This window comes from Ligilactobacillus aviarius (assembly GCF_001654615.1).
Lineage (GTDB): Bacteria > Bacillota > Bacilli > Lactobacillales > Lactobacillaceae > Ligilactobacillus > Ligilactobacillus aviarius_B.
This window is the reverse complement of sequence record NZ_LWUD01000016.1, coordinates 120,687-145,864: the sequence shown is the minus strand read 5'-3', so window position 1 is coordinate 145,864 and position 25,178 is coordinate 120,687. Positions and strand designations below refer to the sequence as shown.

The 25,178-nt window shown below is 40.8% G+C and carries 28 protein-coding genes and 1 riboswitch; of the genes, 3 read left to right on the top strand and 25 right to left on the bottom strand.

Features of this window, described 5'->3' with window-relative positions:
* Positions 1-49 precede the first annotated feature (49 nt).
* The 10 genes from dprA to A3O17_RS03680 form a co-directional block, all read right to left on the bottom strand.
* The gene (gene dprA / locus A3O17_RS03725; RefSeq protein WP_064212976.1) at positions 50-913 is read right to left on the bottom strand and encodes a DNA-processing protein DprA; all 864 of its coding nucleotides are present in this window, start codon (positions 911-913) and stop codon (positions 50-52) included.
* A 54-nt stretch (positions 914-967) separates the two neighbouring features.
* Positions 968-1,720 (bottom strand): ribonuclease HII, encoded by a 753-nt coding sequence (locus tag A3O17_RS03720; RefSeq protein WP_064212975.1) that lies wholly within the window; start codon positions 1,718-1,720, stop codon positions 968-970.
* Complete coding sequence (ylqF, locus tag A3O17_RS03715; protein WP_057827414.1) at positions 1,710-2,576, bottom strand: ribosome biogenesis GTPase YlqF; 867 nt, start codon at positions 2,574-2,576, stop codon at positions 1,710-1,712. Before ylqF ends, A3O17_RS03720 begins: the two co-directional genes overlap by 11 nt.
* A 10-nt stretch (positions 2,577-2,586) precedes the next feature.
* Positions 2,587-2,814: a YozE family protein gene (locus A3O17_RS03710; RefSeq protein WP_064208630.1), complete on the bottom strand. Its 228-nt coding sequence runs from the start codon at positions 2,812-2,814 to the stop codon at positions 2,587-2,589.
* Between the two features lie 9 nt (positions 2,815-2,823).
* Positions 2,824-3,441: a YpmS family protein gene (locus tag A3O17_RS03705; protein ID WP_064212974.1), complete on the bottom strand. Its 618-nt coding sequence runs from the start codon at positions 3,439-3,441 to the stop codon at positions 2,824-2,826.
* Between the two features lie 4 nt (positions 3,442-3,445).
* Positions 3,446-4,399 (bottom strand): SGNH/GDSL hydrolase family protein, encoded by a 954-nt coding sequence (locus A3O17_RS03700; RefSeq protein WP_225354712.1) that lies wholly within the window; start codon positions 4,397-4,399, stop codon positions 3,446-3,448.
* A gap of 102 nt (positions 4,400-4,501) precedes the next feature.
* Positions 4,502-4,987: a dihydrofolate reductase gene (locus A3O17_RS03695; protein ID WP_064212973.1), complete on the bottom strand. Its 486-nt coding sequence runs from the start codon at positions 4,985-4,987 to the stop codon at positions 4,502-4,504.
* A gap of 11 nt (positions 4,988-4,998) precedes the next feature.
* Entirely contained in the window at positions 4,999-5,958 is a 960-nt protein-coding gene (locus A3O17_RS03690) for a thymidylate synthase (RefSeq protein ID WP_064212972.1), read from the bottom strand.
* Between the two features lie 18 nt (positions 5,959-5,976).
* A complete protein-coding gene (locus tag A3O17_RS03685) occupies positions 5,977-7,878 on the bottom strand; it encodes an ABC-F family ATP-binding cassette domain-containing protein (protein ID WP_064212971.1) in 1,902 nt (633 codons plus the stop codon).
* Positions 7,879-7,892: 14 nt separating this feature from the next.
* On the bottom strand, positions 7,893-9,098 hold the full coding sequence (locus A3O17_RS03680; protein WP_064212970.1) for a CCA tRNA nucleotidyltransferase: 1,206 nt from the start codon (positions 9,096-9,098) through the stop codon (positions 7,893-7,895).
* 225 nt (positions 9,099-9,323) lie between these two features.
* Between A3O17_RS03680 and A3O17_RS03675 the strand changes: the two genes are divergently transcribed.
* Both A3O17_RS03675 and A3O17_RS03670 read left to right on the top strand, forming a co-directional pair.
* Positions 9,324-10,145 (top strand): YitT family protein, encoded by an 822-nt coding sequence (locus A3O17_RS03675; protein WP_057827543.1) that lies wholly within the window; start codon positions 9,324-9,326, stop codon positions 10,143-10,145.
* Positions 10,146-10,240: 95 nt separating this feature from the next.
* Positions 10,241-11,059: a site-specific integrase gene (locus tag A3O17_RS03670; protein WP_064212969.1), complete on the top strand. Its 819-nt coding sequence runs from the start codon at positions 10,241-10,243 to the stop codon at positions 11,057-11,059.
* Positions 11,060-11,226: 167 nt separating this feature from the next.
* Here the strand turns inward: A3O17_RS03670 and A3O17_RS03665 are convergent, their stop codons facing one another.
* The 15 genes from A3O17_RS03665 to A3O17_RS03595 all read right to left on the bottom strand — a co-directional run bounded on the left by A3O17_RS03665 (position 11,227) and on the right by A3O17_RS03595 (position 24,488).
* Positions 11,227-12,486, bottom strand: coding sequence for a tetratricopeptide repeat protein (locus A3O17_RS03665; RefSeq protein ID WP_064212968.1), 1,260 nt, complete (start codon positions 12,484-12,486; stop codon positions 11,227-11,229).
* 110 nt (positions 12,487-12,596) lie between these two features.
* Complete coding sequence (locus A3O17_RS03660; RefSeq protein WP_057827404.1) at positions 12,597-12,872, bottom strand: HU family DNA-binding protein; 276 nt, start codon at positions 12,870-12,872, stop codon at positions 12,597-12,599.
* A 185-nt stretch (positions 12,873-13,057) separates the two neighbouring features.
* Positions 13,058-14,368, bottom strand: coding sequence for a ribosome biogenesis GTPase Der (gene der, locus A3O17_RS03655; RefSeq protein WP_057827403.1), 1,311 nt, complete (start codon positions 14,366-14,368; stop codon positions 13,058-13,060).
* An 89-nt stretch (positions 14,369-14,457) separates the two neighbouring features.
* Positions 14,458-15,657 (bottom strand): 30S ribosomal protein S1, encoded by a 1,200-nt coding sequence (gene rpsA / locus A3O17_RS03650; RefSeq protein ID WP_057827402.1) that lies wholly within the window; start codon positions 15,655-15,657, stop codon positions 14,458-14,460.
* Positions 15,658-15,743: 86 nt separating this feature from the next.
* Complete coding sequence (cmk, locus tag A3O17_RS03645; protein ID WP_064212967.1) at positions 15,744-16,415, bottom strand: (d)CMP kinase; 672 nt, start codon at positions 16,413-16,415, stop codon at positions 15,744-15,746.
* Between the two features lie 71 nt (positions 16,416-16,486).
* Positions 16,487-17,143 (bottom strand): LysM peptidoglycan-binding domain-containing protein, encoded by a 657-nt coding sequence (locus A3O17_RS03640; protein ID WP_064208640.1) that lies wholly within the window; start codon positions 17,141-17,143, stop codon positions 16,487-16,489.
* Positions 17,144-17,215: 72 nt separating this feature from the next.
* Entirely contained in the window at positions 17,216-18,676 is a 1,461-nt protein-coding gene (locus tag A3O17_RS03635) for a RecQ family ATP-dependent DNA helicase (protein ID WP_064213002.1), read from the bottom strand.
* On the bottom strand, positions 18,669-19,709 hold the full coding sequence (locus A3O17_RS03630) for a helix-turn-helix domain-containing protein (protein WP_064212966.1): 1,041 nt from the start codon (positions 19,707-19,709) through the stop codon (positions 18,669-18,671). Before A3O17_RS03630 ends, A3O17_RS03635 begins: the two co-directional genes overlap by 8 nt.
* A gap of 109 nt (positions 19,710-19,818) precedes the next feature.
* A complete protein-coding gene (locus A3O17_RS03625; RefSeq protein ID WP_064212965.1) occupies positions 19,819-20,370 on the bottom strand; it encodes an ECF transporter S component in 552 nt (183 codons plus the stop codon).
* 76 nt (positions 20,371-20,446) lie between these two features.
* A riboswitch (FMN riboswitch) is annotated at positions 20,447-20,563 on the bottom strand.
* Positions 20,564-20,617: 54 nt separating this feature from the next.
* Entirely contained in the window at positions 20,618-21,355 is a 738-nt protein-coding gene (locus A3O17_RS03620) for a pseudouridine synthase (protein ID WP_064212964.1), read from the bottom strand.
* The gene (gene scpB / locus A3O17_RS03615) at positions 21,355-21,951 is read right to left on the bottom strand and encodes an SMC-Scp complex subunit ScpB (protein ID WP_057827395.1); all 597 of its coding nucleotides are present in this window, start codon (positions 21,949-21,951) and stop codon (positions 21,355-21,357) included. The genes A3O17_RS03620 and scpB overlap by 1 nt, the downstream gene beginning before the upstream one ends.
* The gene (locus A3O17_RS03610; RefSeq protein ID WP_064212963.1) at positions 21,926-22,708 is read right to left on the bottom strand and encodes a segregation and condensation protein A; all 783 of its coding nucleotides are present in this window, start codon (positions 22,706-22,708) and stop codon (positions 21,926-21,928) included. The genes scpB and A3O17_RS03610 overlap by 26 nt, the downstream gene beginning before the upstream one ends.
* Positions 22,689-23,057, bottom strand: coding sequence for a hypothetical protein (locus A3O17_RS03605; protein WP_064212962.1), 369 nt, complete (start codon positions 23,055-23,057; stop codon positions 22,689-22,691). The genes A3O17_RS03610 and A3O17_RS03605 overlap by 20 nt, the downstream gene beginning before the upstream one ends.
* Positions 23,058-23,146: 89 nt before the next feature.
* Positions 23,147-24,016, bottom strand: coding sequence for a CvfB family protein (locus A3O17_RS03600; protein WP_064212961.1), 870 nt, complete (start codon positions 24,014-24,016; stop codon positions 23,147-23,149).
* A 16-nt stretch (positions 24,017-24,032) separates the two neighbouring features.
* On the bottom strand, positions 24,033-24,488 hold the full coding sequence (locus A3O17_RS03595; RefSeq protein ID WP_064212960.1) for a DUF441 domain-containing protein: 456 nt from the start codon (positions 24,486-24,488) through the stop codon (positions 24,033-24,035).
* A gap of 300 nt (positions 24,489-24,788) precedes the next feature.
* Between A3O17_RS03595 and A3O17_RS03590 the strand changes: the two genes are divergently transcribed.
* On the top strand, positions 24,789-25,127 hold the full coding sequence (locus A3O17_RS03590; protein WP_064212959.1) for a TM2 domain-containing protein: 339 nt from the start codon (positions 24,789-24,791) through the stop codon (positions 25,125-25,127).
* The last annotated feature ends 51 nt before the right edge of the window (positions 25,128-25,178 follow it).

Sequence of the window (25,178 nt, the reverse complement as noted above, 5' to 3'; positions counted from 1 at the left end):
TCTCTAAAATCGGTATACATGTTAGGACAAACGAATAAACCTTGTCAAGTTATTGTATTAAAAATTCTTCGAGAATGTCTTGGCTTTCTAAAACCGGTTTGGCTCCTTCACGAATCAAAAGGTTGCATCCGCGTGAAAGTGCCGCGTTGATTTTCCCTGGAACCGCCAAAACATTACGGTTCTCTTGCAATGCAAGATTTGCCGTAATCAAACTGCCGCTGCGCTCCTTAGCTTCCGTAACCATCAATGAATCGCATAGGCCCGCAATGATCCGGTTCCGCTCGGGAAAATGCCATGCTCGCGGTTCTTCATCATAAACGTATTCAGAAATTACTAAATGATTTTGCATCATTTCATGCTGAAGCTCCTGATTACATCGCGGATAAACCCGATTCATCCCGGTTCCAATCACGCCAACCGTATCCCCACCAGAATTGATCGTTAGCCGGTGGCATAAACTATCGACTCCTTGAGCTAGTCCGCTGATCGTTATGATTTTATTCTGAACGATCGGTGGGATCAGCCCTTGCAACACTTCATGCGAGTATGAACTGTGCTGGCGAGCGCCAACGACTGCTAACGCTTTTCTTTGGAGCAATTCAAGGTTTCCGCGATAAAACAAAACGAGCGGCGGATGATAAATTTCCCGCAGCTTTGCCGGATAAGCCTGATCAAAAATCGTAATATACTTTGAAAATGCTAAGGTTTGTTGCAAAAGTTCAGTTGTCTCCTTTGAAAAGATCCGCATATACACATCGCTTGCAATTGCATATTTTCCATCCATAATTTGAATAAAATCGTTTAAATTCGGAACCCGCTTATTTTGCTTAATAAATTGGTAAATTTTAAATTCGGTTGCCAATCCGATTCCAATACACGCCCGCACCCGTAAAATAAATTCTTCAAACGACATAAAAAAACTCCTTTCACGCCCGCCTACTAATAACTACGCAAAAGAAGTCTGATTTTATTTGAATTTACTTACGGGTTCAAATGACTTGCGATGAATCGGAGTGATCCCGAATTTTCTCAATCCATCAAGATGGTTGGCCGTTCCATAACCAACATTATGCGCAAAATCATAGCCCGGATAAATCCGGTCATAAAATTGCATTAAGTGATCACGAAATTCCTTTGCAACGATACTGGCAGCCGAAACCGACGCCGATTTAGCATCGCCCTTGATCAGCTTCAGCTGCGGAATCGAAGTGTCGATCGCCATCGCATCAATGATCAACTGTTGCGGAATAACTTGAAGATTTTGAACCGCCCGCAACATTGCTTTTCGCGTCGCTTGATAAATATTCAACTCATCAATTTCAGCAGCATCGGCAATCCCAATTCCAACAGCAACTGCTTGTTCAAGAATCACCTGATACAGTTTCTCACGTTTCTTTTCAGAAAGTTGTTTTGAATCATTCACATCAATCACATGAAAATCGTGCGGTAAAATCACTGCAGCCGAAACGACAGGGCCAGCTAATGGTCCGCGACCGACCTCATCAATGCCAGCAATCAAATCAATTCCTTGATTCCAAAATGACCGTTCATACTGCAGCCGGTGCTCAAACGCAGCTTCTTTTTCACGTTCACGTTTCTTCCGGCGCAAATAACTTTGAAGGGCCTGTTGAACTCCTTTGCGTGGATCATCCTGCAATTCATTAATGAAACTTTCAGTTGGATTTTCATTTAACCGGGCTTTGATTTCACTAATTTTCATTTGAATCTTCCTGATTTTCACCCGGCAAAGAGTCAAGTGTATATCGTCCAAGTTTGCTCTTTCGAATTTCAAAGATCAGTCGTTCACTTGCCCGGTCATAATCTTCCTTAAAGCCCATTTTCTTGGTTAAATTCAATAACAAGTTAACGGTTGTATCATGAATTTCATCTTCGGTTAAATGGTAACGATCCATTAATTCTGAAGGATGATTTTCAACAAAATATTCCAATGCGTACAACGCAACGTCATCTTTAGCATATAGTGTATCTTTGATTGCTCCGGTCAAAGCAAGCTTTTTACCAACCAATGGATCTTCAAATTTCGGCCACAGAATCCCGGGAGTATCAAGCAACTGCAACGTCTTGCCGGCCTTCAACCATTGTTGAGATTTGGTTACTCCAGGTTTATTTCCTGTTTGGGCAATGTTCTTTTTAACAAGGTGGTTAAGCAACGTTGACTTTCCAACGTTGGGAATTCCGATGCACATTACTTTAACTCGTTGATTAATAATGCCTTTTTCTTGCCGCCGAGCTAGCTTATCCGCCATGACCTCTTTGATCTTCTTTTCAATAATTTTCAAAGATCCTTGGTTACTGTTGATTGCAACCGCTGGCTGGCCATGGTCTTCATAATACTTGACCCATTCACGATTTAGCTTAGGGTCGGCTAAATCGGCCTTCGTTAAGACCCGAATCGTTAATTTATTTTGTAAAATTTCTTCGAGTTGCGGATTGCGGGACGATTCCGGTAGCCGTGCATCAACAAGTTCAAGCACGATGTCAACAAGTTTCAAATTCTCTTTTACTTGCCGGACCGCTTTCGCCATATGTCCGGGATACCATTGAATTACTGTCATATCATTCTCCTTAATTATCCATTTTATCTGTATATCCTTGCCAAACTTGATCAAAAATACTCATCGAGGGCAAGTAAGATGCGTTCATTTCTAAGTAATCCGACACTTCATGGTAATCATCCGCTTGTTTCGGAAATCCTTGGTCGTAAAACGCATCATTGGCAAACTGTGTGATCTCATCATGCTTATTTGGATCACGCAAAGACATTAAATACCGATAAAAACTTTGCCGTCGCATATTTTCCTCCTACTTGTTTGGAATTAGAACTGAAAAATCGATTTGATTATTATCAAGATCCATTTTATTCGCCTTAATTCGTAATCCGTCCTTTGCTGTAAGTTTATCAAGACGAAGCGTAATTACTTTTTGGGCTGAGTTGATTGCCACAATTCCCTTCAAATCGTAGTTTTTCTTGATATAACTTAGAACAAATGCTGACGGTGCATTCAAAGACCCCACGCCCACAGATTTGATCTTTAATTTAATATTCCCGTTTGAATCTAAACTCGGCTTTGCATACACAGAAAAAGTAATTTTCTTTCCTAAAACACTTGTCGTTCCCATTAAAACGGCTGATTTATTCAAAATAAAACGATACTTGATGCCGCTTCCTTTTTCAACATTCCGAAGCAGATAGTTAATTGCTGCGCTAAAATTTTGTTCATTCATCGTCACGTTCACCTTGGAATAGTCCTTGGAAGCGACCTTTACAACCTGCGTTTCATTTTCCTGTTGGGTGCTTGGAACCGTGACCTTTAACGTAATGAAAACCGCAAAACTTAGCATCGCAACAAGTAAAATTGTAAATGCCCATTTCCACGGGTTAAATTCACGTTTGGATGACATTTGATCCGTTCTCTTCATTATTTTACCTCTTTGTTGTTTCCGAATTGAGCCATGTTGTCCGATGAGCCATCATCACTTTATACAACTGATCCGTCATATACCGATACCCCTTTAAATCAGGGTGAAAATGGTCATTCGATGAAAGATATTCATTCTTTTCGTGATGATCATTTAATGTCTGCTCAACTTCTTGACTGGATAGATTTTCAAGATTCATTTTACTTTGTTTCTTCAATTCCGCTTGATTTTTGCCTAAATACTGTCCCTGGGATAAACGCTGGTTGACATTCACAAAGTAAACTCGCGGTTGCGCAGTTACCGTTTTTTTAGTTAATTCAACCCACTGATCAGTATATTTCTGAAGAGCAGTCACCGTTGGAAAATAAACGTAAAACGGATTATAGACACTAATCACAAAAATTGGAGCCGCTGGATTATAATGCCGAACAGTCTGCATTAACGATTCAACCTTTTGTTGATACTTTTTTTCTCGCTGAGGCATGATCGATGAAAGTTTATTCGTAAATAAAAGTTGAAAGTTATTTTGCAAAATTTGCATTAAATCATTTCCGCCAAACGTCATCGTAATGACATCTGCCTCGCTGACTTGTTTTTGCATTGCGGGATCATTTTCTAACCGGGCCTGAATTTGATCCGTCCGGTCCCCGGTTTTCCCATAATTATGAGTCGTAACCTTCACGTCATAATTTTGTTGCAGTTTCTGCTTGATCAAGTATACATATCCGCCCCGATTCGTCGGATCTTGCTGACCAAAAGTTAACGAATCGCCTAAGCCAACAAGACTGATTTTCTGAGAATGAGCCTTATGGGATTGACGCGCTGCCGATTTCGACACGGACGCTTCATTTTTCAGATGGCCTGAACGCGAAGCAAGAAAAAATCCTCCGCCAATCAAGAAAGCTAAACAACATACCCCAAGAATATACCGAATTATTTTCTTTCCGTTGATCCGCACAAAATCACTCTTTCAATTAATTGTAATATACATTTATCATCAAATATTAGTCGTGGAATGTTGCTCTTTAAAACCGATTCATCAATAAAATGTATATTACATTTATTTTCGCTTATACGTTATAAATTCATATTTTAAATTTGAATCATCAAATTGCTGATCTTCAATCTTTTCGAAATCGGCATAATTAATTACCGGCATTTGAGTATCCGTCTGAAAATTTTCTTTCACAATCGTTTGATATAAAATATCAACTTGATCACGGTACATTTTAAACAACGTTACTCCGCCAATAATCACGTTCAGTTGGTTTTTATCTTGAGTTGCAAGCCATTCATCCAGTTCCTCTTTGGAATGAACAACCTTCACGTTAGGATCAGAAATATTCAAGGTTGAATGCGTCAGCACGATATGCTTTCTCCCAGGTAAAATTCCCGGTAAGCTTTCAAACGTCTTTCGTCCCATAATCATTGGGTGATTCATTGTCTTTTCCTTAAACCGTTTCAAATCGGCTGCTAAATGCCACGGAAGATGACCGTCGACGCCGATTCCACCAGTTAGATCTTCTGCCCAGATATATGCTAACATGGTCGATCTCCTTAAACAGCAACCGGAGCTTTAATTGCCGGTTCTGGATGATAATCAAGGACCTTAATGTCGTCCATTTCAAAATCTTCAATATGTTTCTTTTCAGGATTCAACCACAATGTTGGCGCCGCGTGCGGTGTTCGGCTGATTTGTTCCTTAACTTGATCAAAGTGATTTCGATAAATATGGGCATCGCCTAACGTATGTACAAAGTCGCCAACTTCAAGTCCCGTTTCCCGCGCAATCAAATGCGTTAATAATGCATAACTTGCAATGTTAAATGGTACTCCCAAGAATGTATCACCGCTTCGTTGGTACAACTGGCAGCTTAATTTGCCATCAACGACGTAAAATTGAAACAAAGTGTGACATGGAGGAAGCGCACTTGACGGAACATCTTCCGGATTCCATGCCGTTACGATCAACCGTCGTGAATTGGGATTCGTTTTGATTTGTTCAATTACATTCTTAATTTGATCGATCGTGCCGCCGCGCCGGGTCTGCCAATGCCGCCATTGAGCGCCATAAACATTGCCCAAATTTCCATATTTAGCAGCAAATTCATCGTCATCGAGAATCCGTTGACAGAAATCTTTTTTAACTTCGCGATAAACCTTTTTGAATTCTGGATCCGATTGCGAACGTAATCCAAAATCAGTCATATCTGGACCTTGATATTCATCACTTTCAACCCAGTTTTTAAAAGCCCATTCATCCCAAATATGATTTTTGTGTTGCAGAAGGAACCGAATATTAGTATCTCCTCTTAAAAACCAGAGTAATTCGCTTTTGATCCGGTTAAAGGCAACTTTTTTCGTTGTCAGCAATGGAAAACCTTTGCTCAAATCAAACCGCATTTGGTAGCCAAAAAGACTTTTCGTCCCGGTTCCAGTCCGATCATCCTTCATATGGCCATGATCTAAAATATCACGAATCAATTGTAAATATGGTTCTTCAACAATTTCTGTCATTCTTCATTCCCCTTTGCTCTAATCAATGTATTGTGCCAGCTCTTCCCAACGTTCCATTTTTGCCATTGATTTTTCATCAAGTTCATCAATTTCGCGTTGCAAATCACCAAGCTTAGTATAATCCGTTCCCGGCGTATTTTCCATCTCGTGTTGAAGTTCAGACCGCTTTTCATCAAGCGCGTTAATTTCCTTCTCAAGTTTTTCATACTCAAGGCGTTCAGCATACGTTAACTTGGTCTTTTCCTTTGGGGCATCCGCCTTCTTCGATTGCGTTTCACCGTTTTTCTTTGAAGCTTTAACCGCCTTCTTCTTTGACGAAGACTGAACGTTTGCCAGATAATCAGTGAATTTTCCTGAATACCGATCGATCTTAGCATTGCCTTCAAAAACATAAAGCTGATCAGCAACCTTATCAAGGAAATACCGATCGTGTGAAACCGTAACTACCGTCCCATCAAAATTGTCAAGGTAATCTTCCAAAACGGTCAACGTTCCAATATCTAAGTCATTCGTGGGCTCATCCAGGAGTAAAACATTCGGTTGCTGCATTAAAAGTTTCAATAAATACAGCCGGCGTTTTTCACCGCCGGATAATTTCCGAATCAGTGTTCCATGCATAAACCGTGGGAAAAGGAATTGTTCTAATAATTGCGTCGTACTGATTCGTTCGCCGTCCTTATTAACGACACTTTGCCCGACCTCATTCAAATAATTGATCATCCGTTTATCATCCGGAATCGGTTCGGTTTGCTGTTGATAGTATGCAATCCGAACGGTTTCACCAGTGATCAGTTCACCTTGATCCAATGGAATTTTATTAGCGAGAATATTTAATAAACTCGACTTGCCGGCTCCATTCAAACCCGTGATTCCAATCCGATCACCCGCGTTGATCATCATATTAAAGTCTTTAATGATCTGATGCGATCCTAACTTAGCCGATGCATCCCTTAATTCAAGGACTTTCTTTCCGAGGCGTTTCGATCCTAAATTGATCTGAACATCTTGATCGACTTGAACCTTATGATCAACCGATTTTTGCAGTTCATTGAAGTGATTGATCCGCGCTTGCTGCTTGGTCGTCCGGGCTTTTGCTCCCGTTCGCATCCATGCCAATTCCTTTTTATATAACTGCTGCGTTTTATGTTCCTGAACAAGCTCACGTTCAACGCGTTCAGCCTTTTGGCGGACATAATCTTCATAGTTGCCTTCATATGCATACAACGTTCCAAATGAAAGTTCCATGATCTGGGTTGCTACTTGATCAAGGAAATACCGGTCGTGGGTAACGACTAAGAGAGCGCCCTTATACGAAGCAAGGTATTTTTCAAGCCAGCTGATCGAATCAAAATCCAAATGGTTTGTCGGTTCATCAAGAATCAAAAGATCCGGGGCTTGAATCAAAACTTGAGCCAAGCCGACCCGCTTCTTTTGACCACCCGATAACGTGCCAATTTTTTGATTTAAATCTTTGATTTGAAGCTGAGTCAAAATTGTTTTGACTTCACTGTCCGCATTCCACGCGTCTTCTTGATTCATCTTTTTTTCGGCTTGGTCATACCGGCGTTGTAACTTTTCGTCTTCAGGATGTTCAGCATATTTGGCCACTGCATCTTCATACTGCCGAATCGTTTGAAAAACGGGAGCAGCCCCGTCAAAAACTGCATCCATGATCGTTTTAGTTTCATCCAGATCCGGGATCTGCTTTAAATACCCGATTCGATAATCATTTGGCATAACAAGTTCGCCACTATCTGCTGGGTCGATTCCGGCAATTGCGTTTAGCAACGTTGTTTTCCCCGAACCATTAGTACCAATCAAACCGATCCGGTCATGTTCATTGATAATAAAATTGGCGTCCTTAAACAAGGTCTTTTCGCCGTACGTTTTCGTTAAATGTTCAACCCTTAAAGTTTGCATTCAACTCACACTTTCTACATAAAATTTTCACGAACAAACGCCAATAACTGATCATGGTCGTTTGCTAATTTACCATCTAAAATTTGATTCTTAATTGCCGTTAAAGCCTTCCCAAATTGCGGTCCCGGTTTCATTCCGAGTTCCTTGATCAAAGCGGAGCCATCAACTGCAATGTCAGCACTGCTTTTAATTGGCAATTTTTCATATGCAGTCTTAATTTCTTGATCCGTAATCGTTGATCGATCCAAAAGAGTAAGAATATGGTTGGCTGCCAACGTTAGATCCTTTCCCGTTTCAAATAAAACGTGCGGGGCATCCAAACCGTCCTGGCTTTCAAGCGCCGTTTGAGCTAATTCGACCTGGTTGATCAAATCATTTGATGATTTCCAATCCCGCATCAATTTTGCTGTTTTTTGCGGTTTCAAGCCAAACATATGTCCCATTAAGATCCAACATTCAATCTCTGAATTCAGGTGCAACTGATCAAGCTTGCTCATCGCTGTTAATCCGTCCTTAAAGTTGGCAAAGGCTGGACAGTACTGATACAGTCCCGTTGAAATAAATTTTTGAATTCCAAGTTGCGGCCGTTGCCCAAGCAATGTCTTGATCCATTCAACGTGAATTCGTTCAACCGCGATTTTTTCAAGCAAATGAGCGTTATCTTCAATCGCCTTTTCAGTTTCACTTTCAAGATTAAAATCTAACTGACTCATAAAACGAATACTACGCATCATCCGTAATGCATCCTCATGATACCGTTCATGCGGATTACCAACCGCCCGAATAATTTTATTCTTCAAATCATCAAGGCCATGAAAAAGATCAACGACATTTCCATCGGCATCCATTGCCAATGCATTGATCGTCAAATCACGCCGTTTTAAGTCCTCGTCTAATGAACGAACAAAGGTTACATGATCCGGCCGCCGAAAGTCTTGATACGTTGATTCAGTCCGGAAAGTTGTTACTTCATAGCCTTCCCCATGATCAAGAACCATGACCGTTCCGTGTTCAATTCCGGTATCAACTGTCCGGTTGAAAATCTCCTTGATTTCTGCCGGATAAGCACTGCTTGTGATGTCAACGTCGTGAAGCGGAATCCCGAGGAGCGTATCCCGAACACACCCGCCAACAAAATAAGCTTCGAATCCGGCCTTTTCGATCGTCTTTAAAACTGGAATGGCATTTACAAATTCGTTTGGAAACTTAGTAATTTTCACAGTTATCATCTCTCATCGTAATTTCTAATTTTCATTTTACCAAATCAATTAGACTGTGACTATTAAATAATATTTTCAATAAATGATTGCTTTTAATAAATCTTAACCCGCATTAGTAGCATCGTTCCTTGATTTCTGATACCCTTTAAATAGCGATGTTTTTTAGAAGGAGGAAAGAGATTGACACAAAATAAAAATCAACGAGTTCGGTTGATCGACTTTTTAATGATTACGGTTGGAACCGCGCTTTATGCGTTTGGATTTGTAACGGTCAACATTGCAGACCGGTTGGCGGAAGGCGGAATTGCCGGAATTACCTTGTTATTAAAGTTCCTGGTTGGAGTTAACCCGGCGTTTTCAACAATTTTGATCAACATTCCGCTTTTGATCATCGGTTACCGTTACTTGGGAAAACGGTCTTTGATTTATACAATTTATGGTACCTTAGCCCTTTCATTTTGGATCTGGCTGTGGCAACTGCTCCCTGTTTCGTTAAACGTTCATCACGACTTATTTATTGCAGCGATTCTTGCCGGAATCATTGGTGGATTCGGCTTAGGACTGGTTTACCGGTTCAACGGAACGACTGGCGGAACGGATATCATTGCCCGAATCTTTGAAAAGAAAAAAGGCGCACCAATGGGCCAATCATTGTTTGCCCTTGATGTCTGCGTTTTAGTTGCATCATTGACTTACATTGATCTCCGTCGCATGATGTACACCCTGGTTTGTTCATTTGTTTTCTCACGAGTCGTTAACTTTATTCAAGACGGCGGATACTCAGCTCGCGGAATTATTATCATGACCCAACATCCAGATGAGATTTCAAGTGAAATCATGAAAACGATGGATCGCGGAGTTACGTATTTGCAAACGCAAGGAGCATACTCGAAAAAAGAAGGCAAAGCCCTTTACTGCGTTGTTAGTCAAAGCGAAGTTACTGAAGTCAAGCGGATCATTACGAAATATGACAAGCGCGCCTTTGTTTCGATTCTTGACGTCAATGAAGTTGTCGGTGAAGGTTTCACGTATGACAAGATCAATTAATTAAACTAAGGAAGATGTGATATTGATTGCACCTTCCTTTTTTTGTTATACTTTTCGTAGTTAAAATAACAATTTATACTTGAGGAGACAAAACGATGGATTTCCCATATAAGGAACGCTTTATCAATTATTTGAAAAATGATCGTTTCCTTGCCGATTCAACGATCAAAGATTTAACTGAAGATGTTCAACGCCTGTTCAATTATCTGCGCGAAAATAATCCGACATACCAATCAACGGCCGATCTAAATCAAATCACTGAACTTGAGATCAAGGAATATCTTAGTTGGCTTCAGATCCAACGCCAAATTAAAAATTCAACTTATAATAAAATCCTGACCCATTTAAACAGTTATTTTATTTTTCTTTTTCAAAACGGATTAGCAACGACCCTCCCAACGATTGGCATGAAGGGCATGAAGAAAAGCAAATCAACGTCGCCTGCAAGGGAAGCCATCAATTGGACAAAGAAACTTTCCGATTATCTTGCAAACGACCAGCTGGCATATTACACCCGAATGACGTTGCTTTTAACGGCCCACTACTTCACAACTGCTGAGTTCATCCAGCCTGATTTTTATCAATTGCTTCCAGATATTGACTGGCAACCGTTTGAAACGGAATTTTTGAAACACTTTGCGAAAGAACATGAAGCTGCGGTTAACCTTCAGCATTCACAAGCCATTTTCCTTAAAGAGCGAATCAACATTGCAAATCCGACCCTTAGTCTTGCCGGATTACACAAAATATTAAAAAAAGACCAACCCAAAGTTGATCTTCCATTAAAGCCATCGGTTCTTTATCAAAATGCAATTTTAAATTACGTTCACCATCATCAAAATCTTTCAGATGAACGCTTGATGCATGACTTGCGTCTTTCACGCAAATCATTAAATTATTATCGAGGATTGTAAAGAAGGTGTGACAAAACGTTAAAAACGAGCGTGATGGAAGCAGAAAAGCGAACGAATCGCGCAGCATAGATTCGGAGGTTTGCGTCCTTCCATGTAGCTCGTTTGTTTTGGAACCCGATTATGCGGATATAGCAAAGAGGTTGCGACTTACGTCACAACCTCTATTTTTAATCCATCAATTCTTCTTGTAATTCAACCATTTCTCCGTCGTTTGGTTCATGGACAAGGTAACGGTTAACACAATCCAATGCCAGATCCCGTAATCCGGCCATCCGGAAGAATTGCGCTGCGTCGCGTAAAAAGTCATCTGAATCGCCAAGATCCTTCAGTGCTGCACGATAATCATCGATCGCATGCGCATAATCTTCCAATGCAGCATACGACTGCCCGCGTAACCAGTAAAACGAAGGATCAACTTCATTATTTTGAAGATAATCATTCAACAACTTGATATTTTCTTCATGCCGGCGTTGAGCAACGAACAACCGGCTCAACGAAGAAACAAGGGTTGGATTGTCTGGATCTTGTTGTAACGCCGTTGTTAAATACCGTTCAGATTGATCATCTTTCCCAAGCTTTTGGGCAATTTCTGCCGCTTTAACGTACAACTGCAAGTTGAATTCATCAACGCCCATTCCTTCTTGTAAGGTGATCAAGGCATCGTTTAGTTTTCCTTGCTGTTCGTATGCTTCGGCAAGGGCTGGATAAAGCGTTGCATAATCCGAAGAGGTTTCTTTAAGATCATTTAGCTCTTTGATTGCCTCGTCATACTGACCAAGTTTCAGTTTCGTGAACGCCAGCTGAAAACGCGTATCGTCATCCATGTCTTCATCATGAATTTGTTCCAGATAGCCTAAAGCCTGTTCAAATTTTCCGCTTTCAGCATATGAAATTCCCAACCGTTGAACCAGGTTGACCCGTGAAAGCTCCGTAATTCCCTGTTTGATCAATCCGAGGTACAGCCGAATTGCCTTTTGGTATTCTTTAATGTCAAAATACAATTCAGCTAATGCAAACTGGATGACTGGTTCATTCGGCGCCAATTCATATGCCCGCAAAAGCTTTTGCTCGCTGACATCAAACATTCCTTGAGTTTGATATAAATCAGCCGCAACCAAAAGACTTTCAAGGTAAGCATCTGAATCCGGCTTGATTTGCGCAAGGTAATTTAATGCTTCATCATCATTTCCTTCGCCAATCGCAATATCCGCTAATGATGTCCGAAATTCATCAGCATCCGGATGGCGTTCAAGCAGCTTTTCATACGCCCTTTTCGCCCACTTAGTGAACCCGAGCGAATATAACTCTTCCGCAAGACTGTACACCATATCGTCGCTATCTTTGCGTAATGACCATCCAAATTCTTTATGTGCCTCATCAATTTGACCTTTACTAATTAAATCGAGTGTTTTTTCTGCAAATGTCATTCAGATTTGTTCGCCTTTCTTTTGAAATCATTAACGTAAACATACTTTAACAAAATAAAAAGGCTGTGACAACAATTCGTCACAACCCTTAAAGTTCATTTACAGGAAGATTATTTAACAGCATCCTTAAGAGCCTTACCTGGCTTAAATGCTGGAACCTTGCTTGCAGGAATTTGGATTTCTGCACCTGTTTGTGGGTTACGGCCTTTCCGAGCAGCACGGTTACGTACTTCGAAGTTACCAAAACCGATTAATTGAACTTTTTCACCGTTTGCTAAAAAGTCTTGGATTGAACCAAATACTGCATCAACTGCTGTAGTTGCGTCCTTCTTTGTTAAGCCTGTCTTTTCAGCAACTTTTTCGATTAATTGTGCTTTGTTTGCCATGTGTTTCCACCTCCTCGAATAGATAACAGTTGTACAACTTGTTATTGAATATCAAATTAATGATTGACACAATGACTAACAAATCATTGCTCAATAATTAAGATAGCATACAAAACCTAATATAACAAGGCTTTTCAATATAAATTAAGCAAAATTAGGATGTTTGTAACCGTTTAATTATTAATTTATTTACGCCGCCGAATAATTAAATGAACCGGGGTTCCCGTAAAGTCAAATGACGCCCGAATCTGATTTTCAAGGAATCGTTCATATGAAAAGTGCATCAAATCAGGGTCATTGACAAAGACAACAAATGTCGGCGGTTTAACTGAAACTTGGGTTGCATAGTAGATCCGCAACCGTTTGCCGTTGTCAGTTGGAGTTGGATTTTGAGCAATCGCATCCAAAATCACTTCATTCAAGACAGATGATGTAATCCGTCGTTCATGGTTGGTATTAACCTTCTTGATCAATGCCGGCAACGTATTCAACCGTTGATGCGTCTTGGCTGAAACAAAAACGATCGGCGCATAACTTAGGTATTGGAATTCTTGCCGAATAGCCTTTTCAAAGTCCGCCATTGAATGGCTATTCTTCTTTAAGGTATCCCACTTATTGACGACAATAATTACCCCACGACCGGCTTCATGCGCATACCCGGCAACGTGTTTATCCTGTTCACGAATTCCTTCTTCAGCATTCAGCACAACACAAACTACATCTGAACGATCAATGGCTTGCATTGCCCGCAAAACAGAATACTTTTCAGTATTTTCATAAACCTTGCCTTTTTTCCGAATCCCAGCCGTATCAATCATCGTATATTCCGTTCCGTCTTCTGTTTGGAACTTCGTATCGATCGCATCCCGGGTCGTTCCTTCGATATTTGAAACAATCACCCGGTTTTCGCCAAGCATTGCGTTTACCAGTGATGATTTCCCAACATTTGGCCGGCCGATAAAGCTGAACTTAATACTCTGATCTTCTTCTTGATCGGCATTTTCAGGAAAAGCATTGATGACCTTATCTAACAAGTCACCGATTCCAATTCCGTGAACCCCTGAAATTGGCATTGGATCACCAAATCCTAATGAGTAGAAATCATAAATTTCGTTCCGCATTTCTGGATTATCAACTTTATTAACGGCCAAAAAGACGGGTTTATCAGTCTTGTAAAGAATCTTCGCAACCTTTTCATCGGCATCCGTTACGCCTTCACGCGCACTGACAACAAAGATAATTACATCAGCTTCATCGATCGCAATTTCAGCTTGTTCGGTAATTTGGGTGATAAATGGTTCATCACCAATATCAATCCCACCAGTATCGATCATATTGAATTTCTTTCCAAGCCATTCACAATGCGTGTAAATTCGATCACGAGTAACCCCCGGGGTATCTTCAACGATTGAAATTCGTTCACCTGCGACCCGGTTAAAAATTGTTGATTTCCCGACATTTGGCCGGCCAACAATTGCAACTACTGGATTTGCCATTTAATTCCCTCCATTCTGAAAAGATTAAAAAAACAAAAGATGACCTAAAAGTCATGCTTTTAGGCCATCAATTAAGAATTTAAATTAAATTATTTTTGGTCTTTTAATTCGTCACCAATAATGTCGCCTAAAGTAAATCCAGTTTCTTCTTCTGGGATTTCAACTTTCTTAGCATTATTGTTATTCTTCTTTGGAGCTGACTTTTCAGCTGCTGGCTTCTCTTGTAAAGCTTTGATTGACAATGCCAAACGGTGAGCTGCTGGGTCAACGCTAAGAACTTTAACCTTAACTTCTTGACCTGGTTCTAAGACTTCGTTTGGAGTTGCAATGTGCTTGTGTGAGATTTGTGAAATGTGAACCAAACCTTCTACACCAGGCATAACTTCAACGAATGCACCAAAGCTTGTTAAGCGTTTAACTGTTCCGTCAAGAACATCGCCTTCAGCAATCTTTTCGCCAACTTCATCCCATGGTTGTGGTAATGTTTGCTTGATTGATAATGAGATCCGGCCGTGTTCTTCATCAACATCAAGAACCTTAACCTTCACATCTTGACCAACCTTCAAAACATCTGATGGCTTGTTTACGTGATCGTATGAAATTTCTGAAACGTGAACTAAACCGTCAACGCCACCAAGGTCGATGAATGCACCAAAGTTTGTTAAGCGTGCAACTTTACCTTCAACGGTTTCACCAACAGTTAACTTGTCCATTGCTTCTTTCCGTTGAGCTTCGCGTTCTTCTTTAGCGGCTTCCTTGTGTGATAAAATCAAACGGTTTTCGCTTGGTTCGATTTCAACGATTTGTAACTTGAGTTCTTGACCCTTGTATTGGTTCAAGTCTTCAACGTAACGGTCTGAAATCATTGAAGCTGGGATAAATCCACGAACGCCGGCATCAACAACTAAACCACCCTTAACAACTTGCGTTACAGGTGCTGTAATCGTTTCACCATTTTCAAATTTCTTTTCGATATCATCCCAAACTTTGCGAGCTTGTAAACGACGTTGTGACAATAAGAAGCTGCCGCCTTCTTTGTCGGAACCGATCTTAGAAATAACAACTAAGTCTAACATGTCGCCGACACTTACTTTGTCTTCAAGTTCGTCTGCCTTAACGCCTAATTCACGGGCAGGAACGACACCTTCGACACCTGTTCCTTCAATACCAACGATAACTTGCTTATTTTCATCAAATGCCAAAACTTCGCCTTTAACGACGTCGCCGACATTTACCTCCTTAACGCTGTTTAAAGCTTCTAATAAATCCTTGTTTTCTGATTCACTCATGGACAATGTCCTCCTTAACGACTAACTCTAAGTAGTATTTTAACTGATATTTATAAATATTTCCAGTATTATTAATGATTTTAATATTAATTTGTTTTTTGATTGATAATTTCTAAAATCTGATCAACAACTTGGTCAATGGTCAATGACGTTGTGTCGACCAAAACTGCATCCTTTGCTTGAGTCAATGGTGAAATTTCACGGTGTGAATCCTTGTAATCCCGTTCTTCAATTTCTTTTTCAAGAACATCAAGCGGTGTGTCGATCCCCTTTGTTTGGTTTTCCTTAAACCGCCGTACTGCCCGTTCATGGACACTGGCAACCAAGAAGATCTTCACTTCAGCATTTGGCAAAACCGTTGTTCCGATATCCCGACCGTCCATTACGATTCCGCCAGCTTCCGCAATTTCTTGTTGGCGCTTGGTTAATTCAGCCCGCACACTTGGTTGAGCGGATACCAATGAAACATTATTGGTAATTTCAGGAGTCCGAATTGCTTGGGTAACTTCTTCATCGTTCACAAAAACCCGTTGTTCAGGTTCAGCCGGAACAAACCGGATTTCAATTGTTTTAAGCAATTCCTTTAATGCCTGGTCATCATCCAACTTAACGTGATTTTTTAACGCCGCAAAGGTTACTGAACGGTACATTGCCCCCGTATCACAGTAAATAAAATGTAATTTCTTAGCAACGATCTTTGCAACGGTACTTTTCCCTGCCGATGCCGGTCCGTCAATTGCTACTTGAATTTTCTTCATTAAATAAACCTCCTGATGTTTCTTTCAAAAAAATTGAGGTCGCGACCTTCGTCTGACCTCGAATTAATTTATTATTTGACCCGAACTTGTTGTCCTGGCTTAAGTTCTGTTCCAGCAAGTCCTGGATTCAATTGCAATAATTGTTGAACGGTTAATCCGTTATTAACAGCTACCCGGTAAATTCCTTGACCAGCACCAACTGTTGCATACCCATTGCCGCCACCTTGTTGTTGGTTATTGGCTTGATCTTGAGTCTGATTTTGTTGTCCCTGGTTCGTGTTATTCTGTTGGGTTTGATTTGTCTGAGCTTGGTTGTTATTTCCTTGCTGAGCATTCGTTTGCTGTTGATTATTATTTTGTTGCTGTGCAGGTTGACTTACGACTGAGCTAGCTTTCTTTTCATCCTTTTTCTTGTCATCCTTCTTTGATGACTTCTTTACAACTTTCTTGGATGAGGATTTCTTCTTTTTCTTTGATGAAGATACAACTTCGATCTTGTCGCTGTGCGTTGTATGTTGCTTAGCCGTTTTTTGCGATAAAAAATAAAGACCTACCACACCAATAATGATAATAATAAACACGACCAGCAATGACGTCGTTAACGCCGTATTTTTCTTGGTATTTTGACGTCTTGCAGTCCGTGATAAGTTGCCTTGTTCGTCTTTTTCTTCTTCAAAAGTACTTTCCCAAGGCTTCTTTGCATGGTCATTTGACTTTTTTTGACTCAAAATTACACCCCATATCTAAAACGTGTCCTCAAATATCTTACCACACCTCAAAATAATTTTACCATACTAAATTTATTTTTCTTGTGCAAATAATTCTGCAAGAACCTGACGATAATTCTGCATTTTGATTGTTGATCTCGGTTCCGCTTGTTCTTGTTTTTCCAATCCAAGCAACGCGACATCCACCGGCCCACTTTGGCAACACTTTTCATTATGTTGAACGGTTCGGTCTTCCTTAAATGCATCTAAAATGAATTGGCGTTTGCATTGATCAGTATGAATATATGCAATCATCTGATTGAGGGCTGCCGATTTATCTTGCCGATGCTTCGTAAAAAAACTTTCAAGCCGTGGAAGCGAAATTTTGGTATTGATAAACGCCTTCAAAAATTGATGATTCTCATCTTGAAGGTCCTTTAATAATTCCGGATGATGATAATAATAGTCGATCTCATTTTTTTGCGGCGCCGAATCGATCTGCATTGTATACTGCAAACTCTCATCTCCCGGAACATACAATAGGATCGCAATACTTTGCTGACCATCCCGTCCGGCCCGTCCAATTTCCTGAACGTAACTTTCAAGGTCTGCCGGTAAATGATAGTGGATCACATACCGGATATCCTTTTTATTAACGCCCATTCCGAATGCACTCGTTGCACAGATCACGTCCAACTGATTTTCAATGAACTGATGCTGAATTGAGAACCGGTCTTCCAAGTTCAGATCGGCATGGTAGGCTGCAACCCGTAAACTCGTCTTCCGCGATAAAAATTCAACAATTTCATCCGCCTTTTTCTTACTTGAAAAGTAAATCAATCCCGGTCCTTGAATCGTAGTTACCAATTCAAGCAACCGGTCATTCTTCGCCGTTTCTGACTCGACTTCTTCAACATTCAAAAAGATATTCGGCCGGTCAATCGAATAGCGAATCACTTGCGAATCATCTTCAAACCGTAATTGTTTTTTGATCGCCATCTCAACATCAGGCGTTGCCGTGGCGGTCAAAGCTAACGTTAACGGTTGCCCAAGCAGTTGCCGAATCTTTCCTAAAATCAAATAATCCGGTCGAAAATCTGGTCCCCATTTGGCAATACAGTGGGCTTCATCAACCACCAGCAACCCAATTTGCAACCGCCGGATCTGGCTAAAAATCAGTTCATTTTGCAAAATTTCCGGTGAAGCAAAAATAAACTGGTAATTCGCTAAATTATGTAACACAAAATCGCGTTCTTGCCCGGTTAGTTTTGAAGTCAATGCCACCACTTGCGAAATTCCACTATACTTCATTTGTTCAACCTGATCTTGCATTAATGAAATCAGTGGTGAAATGATCAAAACCCGTTGGTGAGTAAATTTTCCATAAAGCTGATAACATAATGACTTTCCCGTCCCTGTCGGTAAAATCGCCAGGGTTGAATGGCCTTCAACTAAACTCGTTAACGTTTCAGCCTGGCCCGGTTTAAAATCTTTAAAGCCGAATTCTTGCGTTAACGTTTGCTGTAATTTCGTTTTAATTTCATTTTCATTCATTGATTTCACCATGCGTTTTCATAATTGCGTAAAGACGAAACTTCAAAAACGGCATTTCAACGCCCTGTTGTTGCAATTCAGCATACCGCCACTGATCAATCTCGGTCCCCGCATAGACCTTTGCCAAAGTTTTCAAATCCGATTCACGTAAAATTTTTTCATACGGAAAATCGGGCCGGAAAATTGCCAAGACTTGCAAGTGTTCCTCAATCGTACTGCGCCGCAAGCGCCGAATTTGGATAATTTGGTCAACTGTTTTGCCTGCGTTAAACAACATTGCGGTTTGCTGAATCGTCGGGGTCAATGCGCCGGGTAAAGCGGCAACCTGAACAAGTTGACTGATTTTAAGGTTTGACCGTGCCTGAACAAAGGCCGCAAACTGGAATGCGAGATCCCGCCACGTCCACGAAACCTCTCGCGGACAAATTCCAAGTTGGGAGGCAATCTGACCATCTGACAATCCATTTTGGGGATGCCCAACTAATTTAGCAGTAAAAAGATCGGCTTTGGCAGGATCACATTGATCTAAGAATTGCTCAAGGCATTTTGAAACTTCTGCCGCAAGCGTTTCAAAGGAGTTAACTTGCAACCAGCTTTTAATTAGGAACTGCGCCTTTAAGTTCTGATTCGCAACGTAATAGTTTGAATTGTGATAACGATATTCCGAAGCAACCTGAATCATCAATAATAAGATTGCTTGCCACAGCTGGTAATCAAACTTTTGATTCAGCTCCGGATGCTCGGCAAACGAATACGGCGTTTGCTTTGTCGCAAGCACTTCCTGTCCGTGAGAAGTCAATTGTAATCCCTGGGCTGAAGAATGTAACCAGTTTTGGGCAATCAGACCATCGATCGCATCATCAAATTTTTTTACATCCAACCGCGGAACGGCGTTTAAGTAGTCCAAATAATGGTACCGTAGTCCCCAAAACAGGGTGGAGCCCGTCCGCTTATTAGTTAAAATCTGTCGTAAAACCGTTACTTTTCGCGGCTGCTGTTGATCAAAAAAATGGAGAAGATGCCAGTCAGTCATTATGGTGCCTCCTTTCATGTTATGAATATCAAAATTATAGCATTTTTATCAGCTGATTGGCTTTTGAAAGGATAATAAAAAGACCATTAATCGGCCTTTTAAAAATCAATTAACGCGTAACCGTTAACCCTTTTCTTAATTTTGGAACCAGTAGAGTTGTTAAGCCGCCAATCACGATTCCTTTGATCAAATTAAACGGTACAACCCCGAGCAAAACCATTTTAACAAGCGGAATGGTAATTTTCATTCCTAAAACTTTAATGTACAACGGAGTAATGACCCAGTAATTGGCAGCCGCCATGATTACCGTCATTCCCAACGTTGCAACCATAATTGCTTGAATATAATGTTGGGTACCCGCTTTTGAGAAATAATTAAAAATTTCGATAAAGACCATCAACGCAATTGCATCCGCCAGAACGCCAATCAAATTACTGATCGCCATTCCTGCCAAAATCAGGTGTAAGAGTTCTTTAATGAGCAGTGCAACATAACCATCTTTGCGTCCAAAAATCAAAAATGCTAGTAAAATTGGAATTCCGGAAAAATCCAACGTCATGTAAGGTACGATTGGAATAATTGGAATCGCGATGTACATCAAGAGGTATGCCATCGCTCCTAAAAGCGCTGCAATCATTAAATTTCGCCATGATTTTTTCATAAAAAAATCCTCCTAAATCAAATTTAGAAGGAGATACATGCAAATAGCCTGACATTGCTGCCAGTTGCAAATCTTTTTGTATCTTCTTCCATCCAGACTTTACTGTCGGTATCGGAATTTCACCGGTTCGATCCTTACGGAGTAGCGGACTATCACCGCCGGTCGGGAATCACACCCTGCCCTGAAGACATTCAGATTATTATTTAATTTAAATTAATTCTAATTTTAAATTCCTTAGTTGTCAAAGTTAAAATCGTTTTCCCTCGACCAATTTTTCAAGGTTGCGGATTTCATTGTGCGATAACGGCCGGAATTGACCTGCCGTCAACCCATCAAGCGTCAGGAAACCATACTTTTCGCGTTTCAGCTTTTTCACCGGATGGCCAACCTTTTCAAGCATCAACTTTACCTGGTGATACCGACCTTCATGAATCGTTAATGATACAATTGCCGTATCACTGCGTTTATCGCTTGATAAAATCTTTGCCTTGGCCGGTGCTGATTTATGCTTAGCATCCAACTTCACGCCTAAACGCAAATGTTTTAAATCATCATTCGTTGGAATTCCTTTAACCTTTGCCACATAGGTCTTTTCAATTTTGTACCGCGGATGCATCAGCATATTCGCCAATTTACCATCGTTCGTCATGATCAATAATCCGGAAGTATCATAATCCAACCGGCCAACCGGATACAGCCGGACTGGAATGTCGCTAAAGTAATCCGTAACAACTTTCCGTCCCTTATCATCTTTGGCTGCTGAAATCACCCCACGTGGTTTATAGAAAAGAAAGTACTCTTTCGTTTCGGCCTGTTCAATTAATTTGCCATTAACTTCAACCGCATCGTTGCCCGTTACCTTCGTTCCTAACTGGGTGACAACTTTCCCGTTGACCTTCACTTGGCCATCCAAAATCATCCGTTCGCTGGCTCGGCGTGAAGCAACCCCTGCTTGCGCCATTACCTTTTGCAATCGTTCTGCCATTATTCTTCCTCCTTTCCAATCGTTTTTTCAAATAATTCCATTAAATCGTTTGGATCACTTTCATTATCATTCGACTCATCTGCTTCATCTTGCGGAAGCGGCGGTAACTCATCCAATGACTTGATTCCAAAGTGATCAAGAAACTTCTCCGTCGTTGAATATAAAATTGGCCGTCCGGGAACATCCAACCGGCCGTCTTCCTTGATCAGTTCCAACGCCATTAATTTTTGAATCATTCCGCTCGCCTTGACACCGCGAATTTCTTCAATATCGATCCGGGTAATCGGCTGCTTATACGCAATAATCGCCAGGGTTTCAATTGCTGCCTGCGAAAGCGTGGTCGTTGCCGGAGCTTCAAAGTAGCTTTTGATCAACGGGGCAAACGCCTTTTTAGTCGTAAACTTAACCGTTTCACCCGTTTGAACCAATTCAAAACTGCAAGTTTTATCAGTATTATACTTTTTTATCAGTAATTTTAACTGTTCATTGATCGCCGGCTTTAACAAGCCCGTTAAATGAGCAAGATCGGTAATCGAAATGCCTTCATTTCCGCTTACGAAAATCAGACTTTCAACCTTTGCTTGGTTTGACAGCATTTTTCGTTCCTCTTTCTAAGATGATTGGGCCTAATTGGGTCGTTTGACTAACGGTTACCGCGCCCCGTTTAGTTAATTCAAGCAGCGCAAGAAAGGTGGTTACCAGTTGTTCAGCTTCGACTTGGTCACCAAATAGACTTTGAAACTCAAGCGGCTGGGCGGCCTCCTGAATTCGTTGCTGCACCCGTTTGATCTCACCCTTAATGGTGTATTTCTCAGTTTCAAGTTTCCGGCGAACCGGTTTGGCAATTTTCCGCTGAGCAATCATTCGAGCAAACGCCCGTTGCAACATTTCCGTTGATAATTCTTCATCTGACAACTTACCAAGTTTAGCGTCTGCTGGAATCGCTGCTTGCTCACGTGAATACTGCTTTTGCCGCTCAGTCGCAAGGGCTTGTAACTGGGCCCCAGCATCCTGAAATGTTTGGTGAAGAATCAATTGCTGAACTAACTCTTCCCGTGGATCCTCATAGTCTTCTTCGAATTCCTCTGCTTGTTCCTGTTCAGTGGGCAACAACATTTTGCTCTTAATGTTTAACAACATTGCTGCCATAACTAAATACTCCCCAGCAACATCGAGCTGCAACGTCTGCATTTGATGTAAGTAATCGATGTACTGGGCAGTAATTTCAGCCATTGGAATGTCATTGATATCCATCTTGTTTTGCCGAATTAAATGCAATAACAAATCCAACGGGCCTTCAAATTTTTCAACTTTGAACGTTAATTGATGATCATTATTCGTGTTTGCTTTCATTTTGGTGTTCCCATTTTGCAATAATTGAAGCAACGTCGAGGCTGCCCATCATCTTACAATCAGGATATTGATGAGCGACTTCATCTAATACCCGATTGTACGCAATTTGGCTCCGTTCTGACGGTGACAGTGCAATTTGCCGAATCACGACAATCTCATCACTGACTTCGACCCCAACGATTCCGCTAAAATTCCCATTTTCATTACGCCATAAATAAAGAACCCGACTATCGTCATCCTGATACCAGGAAATTTCAGCTTCAAGACGGTTAACGTCCTTTAATCCGGGGATAAAGGACAACAGCCCCATCGCGATTTTCTTATAGTCGCTCTTATACTTAACTAACATTTTAAATCTTCTATAAATGCTTTCCTCTTATGCAAGGATATAACCTTTTTACGTTAATGTACCATATTTCAATCTGAATGACAAAAAGGTTAATTTTGGTCATTTAAAATCAATAAGCCATCTTCTTGGTGAACAAGGCCCGCCTTCATCAAGTGACCAACGGCCCGTTTAAAGGCACCTTTGCTGATTCCGAAGTATGCCTTGATTTCGTCCGGCTGACTTTTATCCGTATATGGCAACACGTGAGCTTGAGAATGCTGTAAAGCTGCTAAAATCATTTGGGCATCATCGCCAATGGCTTCAAATGCCCGCGGTTTCAACGATAAGTTAAGTTCGCCGCGACTGTTAATCCCAATCACCCGCGCATTGACAACTTCGCCCAACCGCGGTTCAACTTCCCGCTCGGATGGATGAATAAATCCTAACTGGTAATCATTTGTAATTACGTGCGTTCCCGTGATTTTTAACATATAGACCGTTGCAGTTACGTCCTTATTTTTCATTGAAGCATCCGCTTTATCGCTGACTCCGTGGAACATTGAATCCGTTGCAAGTTTACCCCAAATTCGACCCTTATCGTCAACTGATAATGCAACCATTAACCGGTCACCTTTTGCTGGCCAAAGTTCAGCCATTGCCGGCATATCATCCATCGAAACGACAACGTCTTTATTCGGCAAACCAATATTGACAAAGACACCCAAATTGCGTTGAACCTTAACAACCGTTCCCCAAGCATACTTATCGATCCCGCTTTTCGGTGGATTCTTCGTTAGTTGAAGTTCATGGTTTTCATTTTCATAAGCCCACCCGGAGATTTTTGATCCCATCTTCGGCATCTTGATCAGTTCACTTTTATCCAATTTAAATGTCAAGCCGTCAATTTGCGCAAAAATAAATTCGTCATTTTCATCCGTTACCGTTGCCGTAACGTTCTGTGCCATAATATCCTTTAACATGTCTTCACCTTTTTACCTATAAACTTAAATGCAACAATGAAATAATTACAAAGGTAATTCCGCTCGCAATTACCGGCCCCGCAGCGATTCCCTTAAAGAGAACCACTCCAAGAATCGTCCCAAATACCAGCGCAACCGTGACCTGCGGCGAAACTGATAACTGGTTGACACCCCATTTTGAGAGGATTGCAACTAAGATTCCGCATCCAATCGCAACCCAGCCGCCAGGTGATTTAAAAACATCAATTAGATCCTTGAACCCAATCTGGCCGGTCGCAATCGGAATTAAAATTGAAATTGAAATAATCGTAACGCCCCAATTGATCCCTTTACTATGGATCGTTTCCATCCACTTTTGCGCAAACGGCAATAATTTCAATAACATCACAACCACCGTTGCAAAAATCAATGAATTATTCTTTCCAAAAATCGCGACTGCTAAAATTAATGCTAAAAACAGCCAACTTTCCATCGTTAATTCCTCGTTTCAAAATCTAATACTCCCTATTCTAACGGAATTAACGCTTTTTTTCAAAATTGCTTAAGATAAAAAAAACTTCACTCCGTATCCGGAGCGAAGATTTGGTCGATATTCTTTCACTCACCTACTAGAATGAAAGCTCCTTCATCAACCATCTTTAGTGTAGTTCCATTGGTTCTAATTTCCAAGGATTTTGCCTGGGTAAAAAGTTTAACTAAAATTGTATTGATTATCTTCGGAAGTAACTGTAGTATTTTAAGGGTAGGATTTATATATTTAGGAGGAATCATTTTGAATCATACAATTTCATATTCTCAGTTAGATAACCAAGAGAAATTGTTGGTTGATAATCAAGTGGCCAACAAGTCAAAGAAAGCAGTTGTTGCTTGGCTTCTTTGGTTATTCTTGGGTTGTTTTGGTGCACATCGCTTTTATATGGGAAGAACTGGTACAGCGGTTGTAATGTTGATTCTTTCATTAACATTTTTTGGTACAATCATCTCAGTTCCATGGATGATTATCGATGCTTTCAGAATTCAAGGATGGATTCACCAAAACCAAGAACAAATCGAACAAGAAGCGATTACTCAAGTTCTTGCCGGTAGAAATATTAAAGCTCAAAACAATTAAAATTAAAGGCTTTCAAAGTGAAGGCCTTTTTATTATTACAATTTCTGTTGC